Source organism: Legionella gratiana (assembly GCF_001467695.1).
Lineage (GTDB): Bacteria > Pseudomonadota > Gammaproteobacteria > Legionellales > Legionellaceae > Legionella > Legionella gratiana.
In genome coordinates, this window is the sequence record NZ_LNYE01000029.1 from 73809 (window position 1) to 89954 (window position 16146).

The following is a 16146-nucleotide window of genomic DNA, read 5'->3' on the forward strand; positions in this document are numbered from 1 at the left end:
GCTTTAATCTTTGGATTTGGATTAGGTTTTTATGTTTGTTTTAGGAATTGAATCTTCTTGTGATGAAACTGGTGTAGCTCTTTACGATTCAGAAACTGGTTTGTTAGCGCATGCTTTGCATTCCCAAATTGAGACACATCGGATGTATGGGGGCGTGGTACCTGAGCTTGCTTCACGTGATCATATAAATTACTTGATTCCTTTAGTTGATAAAGTTCTGCAACAGACGGGGCTTGATAAGAATGCTTTAGATGGGATTGCCTATACAGCAGGGCCTGGTTTAATAGGGGCTTTACTCGTGGGCTCTTGTTTTGCAAAAAGTTTGGCCTATGCGTTACAGATTCCAGCGTTGGGTATTCACCATTTGGAAGCACATGTGTTAGCAGCAAAAATGGAAACGCCATCTCTTGGATTTCCTTTTATTGCTCTTTTAGTATCAGGTGGACATTGTCAATTAATCGAAGTTAACGATCTCGGTGTATATCGGTTACTTGGGGATACTATGGACGATGCAGTAGGTGAAGCTTTTGATAAAACTGCAAAACTTATGGGAATTCCTTATCCAGGAGGACCAGTATTGGCGGCACTTGCAGATCAGTGCGAGTCAACTCCTTATCATTTTCCAAGACCTATGACAGACCGACCAGGACTTGATTTTAGTTTCAGTGGCTTAAAAACATATGCATTAAATACTTGGAATCAAAGTGCAAAAGATGAGCGTGCACGCTTGGAAATTGCTAAAGCATTCCAACAAGCTGTTGTCGATACGCTAATGATTAAATGTAAAAGAGCGCTCCAAGAGTCTTCATGCAAGCAATTAGTGGTTGCAGGTGGTGTCGGAGCAAATAAGTCATTACGTATAGGCTTGCAGGAATGGATTCAAAGCATCGGTGGGACAATTTATTTTCCAGCTTTAGAATACTGTACTGACAATGGAGCAATGATTGCTTACGCAGGATACCTACGGATGCTAAGAGGAGAAAGGGACTTAAGTTCAGGAATAGAAGTTAGGGCAAGATGGCCATTGGCATGAATTTTATAGCATCAAATTTATACCCTATTATTATGATTATTCGTCCGTTTGCTTCTTGGTTCTGGGTTTTGATGGAGCAGGCCTTTTAGTTGTTCTTGCTTTCTTTTCAGATGTGTCCTCATTTTTATTCATTGTTTTAGTTGTTTTTTCTACTTTTTTTGTTTTAGGTGTTTCGACGATTGCTTCTGTAATTGTCACCGTTTCTATTTCAATTTCTGCTACTACCGTTTGTTCTTTCTTATGATGATGTATGGGTGCTTTATGTGTTCCCTCCATGATTTTTTCAATAACATTGGGTTTTAGTTTGATTTTGGATTCCTTACCATCGATGAGACGGTTAATGTTATCTTTGTGTTTATAAAGGATAAGTAAAGCTATAGCGAAAATGGGTAGGAAAACGTCCAGGTGTTGGATCAGTAATAGCGAATATAAAGGTGCCAAACCAATAGATGTTATCGATGCTAAAGAAGAGTAACGCGAGAGTTTAGCTACTAATAACCAGGTTGCAACAACAAAAATACCAACAAGAAAATGCAAACCTAATAAAGCACCTATTGCGGTTGCAACTCCTTTACCTCCTTTAAATTGAAAGAAAATAGGATACATATGTCCAAGTACTGCAGCTAAAGCAGTAAAACTTACTGTTACTGGATCAGCACCTAGAATTTTAGCGATAACTACTGGAATAGTACCTTTGAGAAGATCGGCAGCCATAACTAATGCGGCATATTGTTTTCCTGCCAACCGTAATACATTAGTTGTACCAGGATTTTTAGAACCTTCTGTGCGCGGATCAGGAAGAGAACAGGCTTTGCAGACAATAACCGCAGAGCAAATAGAGCCCATTAAATAGCCAAGAACTACCAAGAATATAAACAATACCACTGCTCGCTCCTTTTTCGGTAATTATTTAATTATTAATGAATCTTTATTGACAAGCAAGTGACTTCAATTTGACTTAAAAAGATTTCATCATTTTAGGGGTTCAAATGAGAAGAATTTTAAATTGCTTTTAAGTTATAAGTATAGTGCTTGAAGATCATTTGTATAACGTCTACCTAAAGGGGTGACTTGCCAGTGTGTTTCTGTCAAGGTAATTAATTTTTTCTTTTCGGCTATTTTGAGTTTAGGGAGTAGTTCGGTGAATGCCAGTCCCGTGGTTTGTGTAAATAGTTCTAAGGGAATCGTTTGTTCAAGACGTGTTGTATTGAGCATAAATTCAAAGAGAAGATCTTTTGCATTTACGGTTTCTATGTGTGCTAAAAAGGATTTTTTGGGGTCTAAATATTCTTTGGGTTGACGATGTTTTCGCGTTCTTAATATTCCATTTTCAGTGCTGATCTTGCCATGAGCTCCTGCACCTATGCCTAAGTAATCACCAAATAGCCAGTAATTTAAATTATGTTGGGACTGATGATTTGCCTGAGTAAAGGCAGAAATTTCATAGCGTTCAAAACCCGCTGCCTTGAGCAATGCTAATCCTTCTTCTTCCAAGAGATAAGCTTCATCTTCGGAGGGTAGCGTAGGTTTTTTTTTGTAAAATACGGTATTGGGCTCTAAGGTTAATTGATACCAGGATAAATGCTCTGGTTGGTGGGCTAATGCGGCGCGTAAATCCTCTATTCCTTGGGCAATGCTTTGTTGGGGTAAGCCGTGCATAATATCTAAATTTAGGTTAGTAAAACCTGCATTTCGTGCTGATTCAATGGCACGATGTGCTTGTTGACCATCATGAATGCGACCTAAAGCATGTAACTGTTTGGAATTGAAGCTTTGGATGCCTAAGGAAAGTCGATTAATGCCTAATTGGCGGTAATCCATAAAACGCTGTTGTTCTACAGTGCCAGGATTAGCCTCCATGGTGATCTCTATGTCTTGTGCAAAAGGCAAAAGGCATTTGAGTTCAGTGAATAACGTTTCATAGGCTTGGGCAGAGAGTAAGCTGGGAGTGCCGCCACCAATGAAAATAGAACAGATTTCTCGAGTTTCAAAACGTTGTAAATCGGTTTTTAAGTCAGCAATAAGCGCTTGAATATAACTTTGTTCAGGTAACGTCTCAGGACTTTTATGTGAGTTAAAATCGCAATAAGGACATTTACGAATGCACCATGGAATATGAATGTACAACGATAAAGAGATCATTATTTTTTTGGACTGGCTTGTTTGAACATGCAATAGTATACTTCGTTCGGTTACAATTTGAAGTTTTTCCGCAAAAGAATTAAGACTAAACTTCGGGCTGAACGAATTATATCACATTGAGCATTTTATCACAGAAATTGTAATTATTTATTTTACTTTTCTCATAAATAGAATAAGAATTTGAGATGTTATACTTAATAAATTAAAAGGAAATCACATGGCGAATAAACGAGTAAGAGTTGCTGTTACTGGGGCAGCCGGACAAATTGGTTACGCTTTATTATTTCGAATCGCTTCTGGGCAAATGTTTGGTGCAAATACAGAAGTCGAATTGAATTTACTTGAGCTTGAAGCTGCTCTTCCTTCTTTGGAAGGAGTTGCTATGGAGCTTGATGATTGTGCTTTTCCCTTATTAAAGCGGGTGGTATGTACTGCGGATATGAATAAAGCAATGGATGGGGTAAATTGGGCTTTATTAGTGGGCTCTATTCCTCGTAAACAAGGAATGGAACGTTCGGATTTATTGCAAATTAATGGCGGAATATTTACCAAACAAGGCCAGGCAATTAATGATCATGCAAGTGATGATGTGCGTGTGTTTGTAGTAGGTAATCCTTGCAATACAAACTGCTTGATTGCCATGCACCATGCTAAAGATGTACCCAATGATCGTTTTTACGCGATGACTACTTTGGATGAGTTACGATCACGGACTCAATTAGCTAAAAAAGCAAATGTTGATATCACTGCTGTGACTCAAATGACCATTTGGGGTAACCATTCTTCTACCCAATATCCTGATTTTTATAATGCAAAGATCAAGGGTGTCTCTGCTGCACAAGTGATTGATGAGTCATGGTTGAAGGATACTTTTGTTGCTACAGTACAACAGCGTGGTGCGGCGGTAATCAAAGCACGTGGTTCTTCTTCTGCTGCATCTGCTGCAAATGCTATTATTACAGGTGTGAATCATTTAGTGAATGATACTCCTGCAGGAGAGTCATTCTCCATGTGCCGTTGCTCTCAAGGTGAGTACGGTGTTGATGAAGGATTGATTTTTTCATTCCCTTGCCGTCGTCAGCAAAATCAATTGAGTGTTGTTGAAGGATTGAGCTTTAATGATTATGGCCGAGACATGTTTAACAAAACCTTAGATGAGTTAAGACAAGAACGTGATACTGTTAAATCTTTAGGTTTATTGGATTAGGAATTTATTTCTAGTAGAGTACCAAGCCCCAGAGCGCTCTCTCTTTTCTATATCCTGCGGTTTACTCGGCGTTGTTGCATCTATAAAAGCTCCGCTAGCCCCTTAAGGGGCTGCTTAAAAATCAGCCACACTTTTAGGTAGTCCTAATGTATTCATTTTATTTATAATCTGATATCGAATAGAAAGGTCTGGCTGAAATTAAGAAAGGTCCAAAAGAGTCCATTTTTAATTAGGCGCGCCGGGTCTTTCTTGTTGTTCTTTGGCTTCTAACTCTGAATGTACTTTATTATGATGGAAAAATCGATATAACTTACTGTCTTTATCTCTTTCGTCCACTCCAGTGAGTACAAAGTTAATATGTTTTTTTACATCTTCGGGAAATTGTTCCAAGCTTGTTTTTAGCTGTTGATTGAGTTTGGGAATATCTTCCTCTTTCACCCCTAACTCTAAACCACGCACGATGGCAAGTAATACAATTTTTGCATCTGTAAGATTAACTTCTTTCTGATTTAAAATATTGTTTACTGCTTCTTGGATTGCTGGATAAAGCTCGCCACGTTTCTTACCACGAAAATAGAAATGTGCTAGCTGGTGCAAACATTGTCCTGAACGAATGGCTCCCATGGATGCGCGACGATCATATAATTTAGTACCATCATTCATTTTAACATTATTAAAACTTGCAGAACTTGGGTATAAAAAATTAAAACTATCGCGAATTTTATATCGATTTATTTCTTTTTTTATAGGCAAGTCTTCAGGATCATGTAATAATCGAGAGCGCAAAAATAATGGATAATCTTCCAGTTGTGAATTGGGTTGTTTGGGATTAGTTAGAAAAAATTTTACTAATGATTGATTTTCTTTTAATCTTTTTTCAAATTCGTAACCCGATTTTAATTCAACGTAATGGTCAATCAAAGTAGATAAGTAAAAATCTTGTTGATGGATTACATCTTCATGTTTTAATTTTTCGGAGACTGCTTTTTTACAATGCATGACAAAGCCTGCAGGTGCTCGTTTATACATTGTTGATTTATTATAGGAATTAACGATACTTACACCGATACATTGCTCGGGAAATTCATCAAAAATTTTCTGCACAATTCCTGGATCTTTTTTTAGTGTTTCATCCACAACGACATAAAATTTCTGAGTGGGAGGAATCTCTTCCTTATCATAACCATCCGTTAACTTATAAATAATTTGCTTTATAACGTCCACATCTTGATAGTACTCAGAAACAGGGGCTACATAAATAATGTGATTTTTATCCGAATTTTTCCATGCAGATAATTCCGCCTGTCTGACTTCAAAATAAAAAGAATTATCAAATTCATAAGTTATTAAAAATTTATTACTGTGTTCTTTAGTGATTTCTTTTAAAGAAGTAATAATATCATCATCGTTTTCATCATAAGAATAAAAATCCACATCAGGAGAGCCTCCTCCTGCAATTTTTCTCAATGTTTCCAATTCTTCAGTAATCCATTTTTCTTTATTTTTTAGAATACAATTTTTTGTTTCAGTTAATGTCGAATATTCTTTTTGAGAATCTAAAGATTCTGAGGGATAAGATAACTCTAATGTTTTGATTTTTTGTTGTATCTTATCTAATTCACCGTCAATTACTTGTTGGTATTCTGCTAACATTATTGGATCATTTAATTTACATTCATTTATTTTTTGAAATTGCTCATGAGCATAATAAGTAGCAGATAAAATCGCGTTCATACAGGAATTTTTTAGAGCAAAGTCTACATCACCTTGTGGACATGTAATTTTTTTTAGTTCTTGTAAATAGTCATGGTATAACGCATCCTTATTTGTAAATTGAAATAAATGGTAGAGCAATTGAGATGCATTTTCAAAAAAATACTCAAATCTAACAGGGTCTTCTTTTGAATGTTCAAATGCTTTGGTAATCTCTTTTTCTAATAAGTTGATTAACTGTAAAATTACTTTTTTATTTTTATCAAACAACTCTTTATCGATATTATTTTCTAGAAGTTTAATTGTATTTAGCCATTTGTTTGCAATAAGGCCTCGATAATCTGTAGTGTATTTTAATAATGCTACAATCGAAGGATTTTCTTTTAACTGTTTAATTTTTTCATACGGATCATCTTCAAAATTCTTGCTGCTAGATTCATCGGCATACAGAGCGTTAAAATTCAAATTCAACTCTTTATCTATAAAATCTTTTGGAGAATTATAACATCTCGCTAGGTTAAAAAAGAATTTACTTGCATTCGATGCCAACATAGTAAAGCCAGTATATTGACCAAACATGTTGTTTTTTTTATCAAACTCGTCATTCATAATGAATACAGGTGTATTATTAATATAAGCTAAGCCAATAAAAGGTGCATTTTTATTTCCTTCTCCTAGTAAATCACATAAGATTTTTTTTTCAAAATGGACAAAATTATCATAATGTAAATCCGATTTATAATAATAACCTTTATCATTTTCCTCGTAATTAGACTTAGGATCGATATGTTTTATCTTTTTTAAATCTAAAAACTGTTCTATTTCTTTTAAATCATATTCATCAATTGGAACAACTTTAAATTTTTTCTTACCTATAGTTATTGTTTTAGCTAAACAACCTTCTCGACTATATACGCCTCCCTTGTGATCTACTGGATCTATACTGCGGAATAAACCATATGACATATAGGATGCATTGGCCCCTATTTCTCGCCGAGCAAGGTATGCATAAGCATGCTTTAAAGGCTCCGGTAATTGATCATTTTTTAAATCTTCTTCAGAAATTTGTACTAAGCGTTTTAATAGATGAGAATATTCTTTAAAAAATAATGCTTTTTTAAGCTTTGTTTCTATTTTCTTTTTCATAGGAACTCTGTGTAAAACGATAGTCTATGGTAAATTATAGTTCAAATTGCATCCGTAATTGCACATAATCCAAGTCTCTGAATTAAGCTTTATGAGCAGCTCATCGCGAGGAATAAGTGCGGGGTTTTTCTTAATTTTATTTCTTTGCACTGCAGCATTATGTTGAGGAGGAAAAACAAGCTTTAAGTCCTTTGCTCTACGACATAAAGTACTATAATCTGGCGCCTGGATTTCTAACTGATTGAGTTGAATTAAGGAGCGTAAAAAACCTTCGGTCGCTCTGTAAGGCAAATGAAATAGTTGTCTTAGCGTTAATGCACAAAGAATAAGTGAATTAGAATAGGCTTGATTTCCATGCGTGCCTTCAGCACTTCTTATATGCTCTTTATTAAACCATACAGTAAGACTTCCACGAGATACTAATCCTTTGTTATACTCCGACCAGTTACGAACTCTATAGACTTTTTTAGTCATGGGTAAACTCCTTTTTTTCGACGAACAGAAATTATACCGTTTAGGTTCGTAACGCCATATTTTTTATATCTTTTTTACATCCCCGAAATTTAAAAAGCAGATTTTATAAATCTGCAACAACGCCGGTTTACTCGCGGGATATAGAGTTTCATTAACATCACTTGATTCTTCAGTAATCTGCAGACGGCGCAGAATTTTCGGATATTATTTAAAATTTAGGCTTCAAATTTTCATTTTCGGCTGTAAATATGGGTGGTTGTTGGCGATTTTTATATTCATCAGTTTGATAGATGCGAAAAAATTCAGAACGGTCCAAAATTGCTTTGGCTTCTGCATTACGTAGGAGAGTAGAAATAGAACGTCCGTTAGATAATATTTCATTAACTTTATCCACTAATTGTTCTACTTGCATGAATGCATTTGGATGCTCCTGTCGTAAATTAGGTAAGTACTTGATTATTGCGCTCGCGATTTGTTCATCAGTTAAGTAAAGAATGAGACGTGTATTTGCAATTTTGATGAAATCACTTTCTGATTTCATAATCAAACGTGATAAAAATTCGGGATCTTTTTCTAAATGAGCCCTTAATTTTTGACTAAATCCAAGGTGCTCTCTGTGTGCAATTAAGATAAGAGTTTGTTCACTAGACGAAAATTGCGTGAACGCTTTTCCTGATTGGGTACTTAACCATGAGATAAGTTCGACATCTTGTTGCTTCACAGCAAAGGCATTGAATGCAAACCTTGATGAAATCCTAGAATGATGCAGAAATTTATCCCAATTGACGCGGGCCATTTGGTGATCTGCTGCCATTAAATCAATCGAGGTTTTGACGGCTTCGAAATTAATTCTTAATTTCTCAAAGTGTGGTAATGCTGCACCTATTGCTTTGACCAAATGAATGAACGTTACTCTTTTATCCATATGGTAATTCACGCAGGCTTCTTTCAAATGTTGAATTTCAGGATAAGTGTATTTACCGTTTCTCATCGGGACGGAATGAAATGCAGATTCTAGTGCTGTTTTTAGCGCAGAAAAAGGGTCATCCATCAAATTATCCTCTGTAGGCCCTTATTTAAAAGTAGTTTATAAAAAAGCAAATGCCAAGATTTTTTGCAAATTGATTGCTATGGGACTTTATGTTTCAAAAAATAAACTTCATTTATTCCTCCTTCTCTTGCACCTAGTATTGGCATACCTATTTATGTATTGGTTGTAACCAGCATCGTTGCTGGGCTTGCTTTTTTATCTTTCATTTTTGGAAATGGTATTGTTTTCATTTGATTGTTCAGTGCCGCAAGTTTTTCTGGTTTTAAAAGTAGCAACGGTTACTCTAATTTCTGCTAAAATAGGTACATTTATTTTGTATGGATGTAGTGATGCAGACTTTCAAAGTGTTCTCCGTTGTTATTATTGTGATTGTTTTGTGGGCTTCGGCATTTATTGGAATACGAATAGGATTAACGGATTATTCTCCAGGAGCACTGGCACTATTACGGTTTATGATTGCATCACTTTGTCTGTTAATTATTTACTATAGTTTAGGCATAAAAAAACGAGTTTCTTGGAAAGATCGTGTCCAGTTGCTTATCACAGGAATGGCTGGGATAGGCATTTATAATATTTGTTTAAATTATGGCGAGCTTAGTGTTTCAGCGGGTATTGCCAGCTTTGTGATTGGTTTAATGCCGATTATGACTGTAGTTTTATCATTTATCTTTTTACAGGAAAAGCTAAAGCGTCATGTTTGGTATGGTATCTTAATTAGTGTACTAGGTTTGGTATTATTGACTCTCGGTGAGAGTTCGGTTCCAGGAATGCGACATGGGGTCTTAGCGATTTTGGTTTCCGCTTTAATGGGAGCTATTTTAACCATTGTGCAAAAGCAATTTGTACGTGTTTATCATCCAGTTGCAATTATTTCTTGGATCATGTGGGGTGGAACTTTATTGTTGGTTATTTTTTTACCTGATTTACTTCAACAAATTAAGATTGCCCATGTACAGACTACTGTAGCAGTTGTCTATATGGGGATTTTCCCTGCAGCTCTTGCTTATCTGGCTTGGGGGTATGCATTAAAATATTTATCTGCTTCTAAAGCAGCAATTACGTTATATGCACTTCCTATTGTATCTACTTTAATGGGATTTGTAGTGTTGCATGAACACCCCTCACTTCTTTCGTTGATTGGATGCAGCATTACGTTGTTAGGCGCTTTTATTGCCAGCCGTTCTCCGCTAGAGACTTCTTTTGCTTATAAAGAATCCTTTAAAATGGAATAGTTTTCTTCACAACATTAAAGTTATTAATTAATTCTCTGTAAAAAGGTTGAAACTGGGTTTATACTTTTTGTTTTGAAGTTTTTGGCGAAATGCTCATGGAATTGAGAATTGATAATACTCCGTTTAAAGCCTTATTTCAGTCTTTGGATTTAGGTTTTACTCAATTAAAAAATCGATTATTAATGGGATCGATGCATACTGGCCTTGAAGAAGATAAGGACAGTTTAAATCGTTTGGCCCAATTTTACAGAGAAAGAGCTCTAGGGGGTGTAGGATTAATTGCTACTGGTGGTTTTGCGCCAGATCGAGCGGGTCGTTTGGCTCCTTTTTCTGCTAAATTGACGAACAGCAAAGAGCAACAGAGACATGAGTTAATCACCCATACGGTACATGAAGCAGGGGGCAAAATTGTTCTGCAAGCCTTGCATGCTGGACGTTATGGTTATCACCCTTTTATTGTAGCTCCTAGCGGAATCAAATCACCAATTAGTCCATTTAAACCCTGGGTAATGAGTCAATATCGAATTAAAAAAACCATCAAGCATTTTGCCCGTTGTGCTCGGCTTGCCCAATTAGCCGGTTATGATGGGATTGAAATTATGGGAAGTGAGGGTTATTTAATCAATCAGTTCATTGTTACTCATACCAATCAACGTCAAGATGAATGGGGTGGTAATTATAGTAACCGTATTCGTTTTCCTGTTGAGATAGTGCGAAGTGTACGTGAAGCAGTGGGCGAGAAATTTATTATTATTTTTCGTTTATCTATGCTTGATTTAATTGCAGATGGTAGTAATTGGGAAGAAATCGTGATCCTGGCTAAAGCCATTGAAGAAGCCGGTGCTACTTTAATTAATACAGGTATTGGTTGGCATGAGGCGCGAATTCCAACTATTGCAACTATGGTTCCTGATGCGGCGTTTACTCATTTAACGCACCATTTAAAGCCAGAAGTGAACATACCTGTAATTACTTCAAATCGTATTAATACCCCTGAACTAGCCAATCAAATAATCGAGTCCGGTGTTGCTGATATGGTCTCTATGGCTAGACCCTTTTTAGCAGACCCTTTATTTCCTGAAAAAGCAAAAAAAGGTGAAAGTGAAGCGATCAATGTGTGCATTGCATGCAATCAGGCTTGCCTTGATCAAGTTTTCGTGCACAAAACCGCTTCTTGTTTGGTGAATCCTCGAGCATGTAATGAAACGGAGTTGATTTATGAGGTGACTGCAGAACCCAAATCAATTGCTGTAGTGGGTTCTGGACCCGCGGGGTTAGCCTTTGCTGCAGTTGCTGCTGAACGCGGACATAAAGTCACTTTATTTGAACGAAGCGGACAACTCGGGGGACAATTTAATTTAGCAAAGAAAATCCCAGGTAAAGAAATTTTTCAATACACGTTGAATTATTTTACCTATCAATTACAGAAATTTAAGGTAACAATTCATTTAAATACAGAAGCAACAGTGAATCATTTGCTGGATTTTGATGAAGTCGTTTTAGCGAGTGGAATTAAGCCTCGAATTCCAGAAATTCCAGGCATCGAGCACCCCAAAGTTGCCAGTTATATTGATGTGATTACTGGAAAAAAGGATGTAGGTAAACGAGTTGCAATTATTGGTGCGGGTGGAATTGGTTTTGATGTTGCTGAGTTTTTAACTCATGAACATCAAGCTTCTAAAGAGCAGTTTTATAATGAATGGGGTATTGATGTTTATGGTAAATATCGGGGTGGGATTAAGCCTCCTGAGAGTACACCAAGTCCACGTGAGGTTTATTTAATACAGCGCAAAAAAGAAAAAATGGGTAAACGTTTGGGAAAAACGACAGGTTGGATTCATCGGGCAAGCTTAAAACACAAACACGTTAAAATGATTTCTGGAGTGAGTTATGATGCTATTGATGATCAAGGGTTGCATCTTCGCGTTGATGAAAAACCGCAAATTATAGAGGTCGATACTGTGGTGATTTGTGCGGGTCAAGTCGAATTGACCGAACTATTCACTCCTTTAAAAGAGGCCAAAAAGATTGTCCATTTGGTAGGTGGGGCATATAAAGCCTTAGAGTTGGATGCACGCCATGCTATTGATCAAGCATGTCGTTTGGCTGCTCTGATTTGAGGTAATTGGTTAGTACTCATCAGAGAACAGAGATTTATTATACTTCATCTTGCAGCATGTCTTAATAAATGTAATTGAACGTGAGTTCGACATAAAAAGCGTTTCTATGCCCTTTTATGTCGAACTCACGTTAATTTAGTCACTATTCACCATGTATCTCTTAAATCCCCAGGATGCACTCAGGGGTAAAAAATCTTTTAGCCCAGCAACTATAATTATCATAAACTGACGATTAATTTTTGTTTTTTGGATAGAAATACTCTGAAGGGGTATAAATGAAAACTAAAATAGAAAATGAATTTCAAGGCATTCAACTGATCCGTAATCTTATTCAAAAAATGCCCTATGAGTCGTATCGTTTAGCTATCGATGGTATAAAGCAAAGTGAAGGATGCGTAGATCAATGGGAATTAAGAGAGCCTGGATCATTGACAGGAGTATTAAATGGTTTTGATTTTGTGATTAAAACATTATCTGAATATACAGGACCAAGTTTTGTTCCAAACAGCCAATTTTTAAAAAATCTTCATCTTGTATGTACAAAGCATGTCCAGAAACTGAATAAGGGTTCATTACCAGGACAATTTCGAGATGGTGAAGCACGTTATGGTCTTGGGGATGACAATTCTACAAATAACGGCATGTCTGATATTAAAAATCATCCTCGATCAAATGCGTATTTTAATATTAATCAAAATTCCGTTGACCATCGAGGATTTGGTTGGAATTTAAAAAATCAAGACACCATAGATACAGAGATAGAAAAACAAGTAACTATTATTTTTGGTGAATATGAAAAAGCAATACAATTATCCCAAAATGATGATGATAAAATTGAAGCTATTACTCGTTGTATACAGGAATTAGAATGGTTGCATCCTTTTGGTGATGCAAACTGCCGAACAATTTGTGTGCTCCTTCTTAATACACTCTTATTATCTCAAAATTTAAATCCCGTCATTCTAAATGATCCAAATAGATTTGATGGCTATGCAACAAAAGAATTAATTGATGAGATTAAAAAAGGACAAGATAATTTTTTGTTATTGTTACAAAAACAAAATAAATTCTCATTTAACTCAAGAAGAATTTTCACAGATGGCCCATCAGCTCAAATTAATGATGTTACTGATTTTGATAAATTACCTGATTGTATAAAATATTCGACCCTCTATTTAAATCATACTGGAAATGAATATTTATTGGGCATTGCAAGTAGTATGCAAAAAACACTGGAATTAAATGAACAGAACAAAAAATATTTGGATGATATATTGAGCATATGCATCAAATATAAAAACAAAGAGCTTCTAGAGTATTTCCTTGATAATAACTTTATTGATATTAATAGAAGAGATAAAAACAATGATACTCTTTTGCATATAGCTTTAAAAAATAATTCTGTTGATATAGCTAAGCTTTTATTAGAAAAAAATATAAACATCAGTCCCATTAATAATCAAGGCCTATCAGTGCTTAATTTGGCTGTTAATAATAATTACATGCTTAAGATGTTAATGGATTTTGATCCATCGGTACTATCCAAACAAGATAATAATGGTCAAACACTTTTGCATTTAGCTATTTATACAAGAAATACTGAACTGGTATCATTCCTTATCAATAAGGCTAAGGTTGATTTAAATATTAAAAACAATTCTAACGAGTCTCCTCTTATTTTTGCTATAAAATCCATACATTCTGAATATGGGTATGAAAAGTCAAAACAAATAATTCAATCCATTAGCCAAGCAATGAATAATGAAATTAATTTCGAAGAGTTGTTAACTGTACTATTCAATAATGAAGAATTATTTTTAAATCATCAACTCACATTAATAAATTTAATTTTTGGTGAAGGGCAGGCGATTGATTTGGCATCAAAAATAAATAATCCGAGTTTGAAAACACAATTTTTTAGTTTATTAATAAATCGTGATATTGAAAATAAAGAATTTAAGGATTTTCAATATTTTTCATTTTTAAACCTGGAGTCAATATTTAATTCTTCTGAAGAATACAAGGAAATGATAGATGGTCTTATCTTATATGCCATTAGTTGCCCAAATCCAGATAATTTAAAGTTACTTTTAGAAAAGCATTACATCGATAAATCCACTGAGCTTTCAAATGGTAGTTCTATTTTTGATTTTGCCTTAAAAAAGGGGGCATTAGCATCCATTAATTTGTTGATTGATAACGAAAATGCTTCTCACTTGGAGGATGAAGATGCTTTTATTGATTTTTTAACTTCAAAACATGCAGCCTCTCCTATTGAAATTATTGAATTTTTAAAGAAAAACGAACAATGGAAGGAGCTCATTAGAAATAATAGAAAAATTTTACCTACTCTAGCTTATTACTCTATCGAAAAGCAAGTTTTTAAATTTATTGTTGATTCAGGAGCAGTATATAAACAAAAAGATTTGGCTTGGGAGCTTCAAGACAACCCAAACAGCAAATATACTACCATTTATATTGATTTTTTATGTGACAAGCAAAAAAAAGTAATGAATGAAACATCGGGGGCAATCAATAATATCCAAAACGTTTCTTTGCTATTTGACTCGCTAAGCAAGCGATTCGATCAACTTAAAAACAAACCTAAAGGGGATGACAAGCTGGAGTTGCAGATAGTAAAAACTTGTTTATGCTACTTAATGGGCGGTATAAGTGAAAAAAAATTTAGTAAAATAATTAAGGAGATTAACAACGATGAGAAAAATTATTCTTGGCTTTTTAAAGTGAAACAATTAACCCTTTCTTCATTAAAAGAATTTCAACAATTAGAGGATAATCAAAAGCTGGACCTTAAGTTCTAAGAGTGGATGTTTCGGTTCAGGCATGCTCTTACCTCTGTGGAATAGTTGGACTCCATAATAGACACCAAAAAAGAGGAGCAGCTAAGATGAGGTGAAATCTTAGCTACTCCTTTGCTTTATAAAGATTCTAGTTTATTTACTAAACTCATCAAATGCTTCTAAAGCTTCTGCTGCGTACATTAAAGAGGGGCCACCTCCCATATAAACAGCCATCCCCAAAGTTTCAAGAAGTTCTTCACGAGTAGTTTCTAGTTTTATTAACGTTTGAGAATGGAATCCAATGCATCCTGGACATTGTTTGGCAACTGCTAACGCCATGGCGATTAGTTCTTTAGTTTTTTTATCTAAAACACCATCCTTAGTCGCCGCTTGAGCTAGAGCTGAAAATCCAGACATGACTTCAGGCATTTCTTTGCGCATTTTAGCTAATTGTGTGCTGATATCTTTAGTGATATGAGTAAATTTATCTGACATTTGAACGAGCTCCTTTTGTAATTTCTTATTATGGATTATCCATAAAACAATTTAGTATAGGTACGAGTAATTACTTTAACGCCAAATAGGCGTTCCTAATTTACCTCATTACTTAATTCAGAAAAAGATCTTGGATGATTGAGTTTTGTTTTTTCTAGGATGATACAGCTCGATTTAATGTTTCTTTTGCTAAAGTTAAACTTCGTTCGACTTCACCTAATTCGGCCTTCAAATTCAAAAGTGCATCGGAGTCTTGCCGGCATTGTAGGTGCGCCAAACTCTTTATCATTGCTTGCCGTTGTGTCGATAAAGCGTCAATTTCTATTTCTAGATCGTTTATCCATTGTTGTCTTGTACTTAACATTTTGATGCCAAAATAACTTTTTCCTTCTGGTTTATTTTTCCGATGATGTATTTGGCACAAGACTACTAATACATTAATCTTTTGGCGGATACGCTCCGCTAAGTAAAAAGCACTACGTTTGTTAGTTTGTTTGGATAATGCATGAATGTCTGCTTTAATTTCAGCAATGCACAGTGCTGCAGTTGATTCTGAAGTTATACGAAATAATCCTTTGGGTAGGCTATGACTTAAAAAAGACATGCCTAAACCATTGAGTTTCCATTCTAACTCAGGTAATCGAGCAATTAATTTATGGAACAACTCATCGGGTTCAATTAACATGTCATTAGAATATTTTTAATTTTTCTTAGTAAGCGATTTTAGAAAAA

12 protein-coding genes are annotated in these 16146 nt (G+C 35.2%); 5 read left to right on the forward strand and 7 right to left on the reverse strand.

Annotation, left to right across the window (positions count from 1 at the left end):
- Positions 1 to 31 precede the first annotated feature (31 nt).
- Positions 32 to 1033, forward strand: a complete 1002-nt coding sequence (gene tsaD, locus Lgra_RS13290; RefSeq protein WP_058499755.1) for a tRNA (adenosine(37)-N6)-threonylcarbamoyltransferase complex transferase subunit TsaD — start codon at positions 32 to 34, stop codon at positions 1031 to 1033.
- 36 nt (positions 1034 to 1069) lie between these two features.
- Here the strand turns inward: tsaD and plsY are convergent, their stop codons facing one another.
- Both plsY and hemW read right to left on the reverse strand, forming a co-directional pair.
- Positions 1070 to 1918 carry a glycerol-3-phosphate 1-O-acyltransferase PlsY gene (gene plsY / locus Lgra_RS13295; protein WP_058499756.1) on the reverse strand — a complete coding sequence of 283 codons (849 nt, stop codon included), beginning with the start codon at positions 1916 to 1918 and terminating at the stop codon, positions 1070 to 1072.
- Positions 1919 to 2050: 132 nt separating this feature from the next.
- Complete coding sequence (gene hemW, locus Lgra_RS13300) at positions 2051 to 3175, reverse strand: radical SAM family heme chaperone HemW (RefSeq protein WP_058500330.1); 1125 nt, start codon at positions 3173 to 3175, stop codon at positions 2051 to 2053.
- 217 nt (positions 3176 to 3392) lie between these two features.
- On the opposite strand from hemW, the gene Lgra_RS13305 reads away from it, so the two are divergent.
- Positions 3393 to 4382, forward strand: a complete 990-nt coding sequence (locus tag Lgra_RS13305; RefSeq protein WP_058499757.1) for a malate dehydrogenase — start codon at positions 3393 to 3395, stop codon at positions 4380 to 4382.
- Positions 4383 to 4607: 225 nt separating this feature from the next.
- Here Lgra_RS13305 and Lgra_RS13310 read toward each other — a convergent pair whose 3' ends face one another.
- The 3 genes from Lgra_RS13310 to Lgra_RS13320 form a co-directional block, all read right to left on the reverse strand.
- On the reverse strand, positions 4608 to 7241 hold the full coding sequence (locus Lgra_RS13310) for a hypothetical protein (RefSeq protein ID WP_058499758.1): 2634 nt from the start codon (positions 7239 to 7241) through the stop codon (positions 4608 to 4610).
- A 24-nt stretch (positions 7242 to 7265) separates the two neighbouring features.
- Positions 7266 to 7715, reverse strand: a complete 450-nt coding sequence (locus Lgra_RS13315; protein WP_058499759.1) for an IS5/IS1182 family transposase — start codon at positions 7713 to 7715, stop codon at positions 7266 to 7268.
- Between the two features lie 208 nt (positions 7716 to 7923).
- On the reverse strand, positions 7924 to 8766 hold the full coding sequence (locus tag Lgra_RS13320) for a hypothetical protein (protein ID WP_058499760.1): 843 nt from the start codon (positions 8764 to 8766) through the stop codon (positions 7924 to 7926).
- A 329-nt stretch (positions 8767 to 9095) separates the two neighbouring features.
- Between Lgra_RS13320 and Lgra_RS13325 the strand changes: the two genes are divergently transcribed.
- From Lgra_RS13325 to Lgra_RS13335, 3 genes are all read left to right on the forward strand, one after another.
- Positions 9096 to 9998, forward strand: a complete 903-nt coding sequence (locus Lgra_RS13325; protein WP_058499761.1) for a DMT family transporter — start codon at positions 9096 to 9098, stop codon at positions 9996 to 9998.
- Positions 9999 to 10093: 95 nt separating this feature from the next.
- Positions 10094 to 12118, forward strand: a complete 2025-nt coding sequence (locus Lgra_RS13330) for an NADPH-dependent 2,4-dienoyl-CoA reductase (protein ID WP_058499762.1) — start codon at positions 10094 to 10096, stop codon at positions 12116 to 12118.
- A gap of 275 nt (positions 12119 to 12393) precedes the next feature.
- The gene (locus Lgra_RS13335; protein WP_058499763.1) at positions 12394 to 14940 is read left to right on the forward strand and encodes an ankyrin repeat domain-containing protein; all 2547 of its coding nucleotides are present in this window, start codon (positions 12394 to 12396) and stop codon (positions 14938 to 14940) included.
- A 132-nt stretch (positions 14941 to 15072) separates the two neighbouring features.
- Here Lgra_RS13335 and Lgra_RS13340 read toward each other — a convergent pair whose 3' ends face one another.
- Positions 15073 to 15414: a carboxymuconolactone decarboxylase family protein gene (locus Lgra_RS13340; RefSeq protein ID WP_058499764.1), complete on the reverse strand. Its 342-nt coding sequence runs from the start codon at positions 15412 to 15414 to the stop codon at positions 15073 to 15075.
- A gap of 154 nt (positions 15415 to 15568) precedes the next feature.
- A complete protein-coding gene (locus Lgra_RS13345) occupies positions 15569 to 16099 on the reverse strand; it encodes a hypothetical protein (RefSeq protein WP_058499765.1) in 531 nt (176 codons plus the stop codon).
- Between the last annotated feature and the right edge of the window lie 47 nt (positions 16100 to 16146).

What these genes read in the sequence shown, in the direction of transcription:
- tsaD (WP_058499755.1), top strand. Translation starts at nt 32, where the DNA reads ATGTTTGTTTTAGGAATTGAATCTTCTTGTGATGAAACTGGTGTAGCT.
- hemW (WP_058500330.1), bottom strand. Translation starts at nt 3,175, where the DNA reads ATGATCTCTTTATCGTTGTACATTCATATTCCATGGTGCATTCGTAAA.
- Lgra_RS13305 (WP_058499757.1), top strand. Translation starts at nt 3,393, where the DNA reads ATGGCGAATAAACGAGTAAGAGTTGCTGTTACTGGGGCAGCCGGACAA.
- Lgra_RS13310 (WP_058499758.1), bottom strand. Translation starts at nt 7,241, where the DNA reads ATGAAAAAGAAAATAGAAACAAAGCTTAAAAAAGCATTATTTTTTAAA.
- Lgra_RS13315 (WP_058499759.1), bottom strand. Translation starts at nt 7,715, where the DNA reads ATGACTAAAAAAGTCTATAGAGTTCGTAACTGGTCGGAGTATAACAAA.
- Lgra_RS13320 (WP_058499760.1), bottom strand. Translation starts at nt 8,766, where the DNA reads ATGGATGACCCTTTTTCTGCGCTAAAAACAGCACTAGAATCTGCATTT.
- Lgra_RS13325 (WP_058499761.1), top strand. Translation starts at nt 9,096, where the DNA reads ATGCAGACTTTCAAAGTGTTCTCCGTTGTTATTATTGTGATTGTTTTG.
- Lgra_RS13330 (WP_058499762.1), top strand. Translation starts at nt 10,094, where the DNA reads ATGGAATTGAGAATTGATAATACTCCGTTTAAAGCCTTATTTCAGTCT.
- Lgra_RS13335 (WP_058499763.1), top strand. Translation starts at nt 12,394, where the DNA reads ATGAAAACTAAAATAGAAAATGAATTTCAAGGCATTCAACTGATCCGT.
- Lgra_RS13340 (WP_058499764.1), bottom strand. Translation starts at nt 15,414, where the DNA reads ATGTCAGATAAATTTACTCATATCACTAAAGATATCAGCACACAATTA.
- Lgra_RS13345 (WP_058499765.1), bottom strand. Translation starts at nt 16,099, where the DNA reads ATGTTAATTGAACCCGATGAGTTGTTCCATAAATTAATTGCTCGATTA.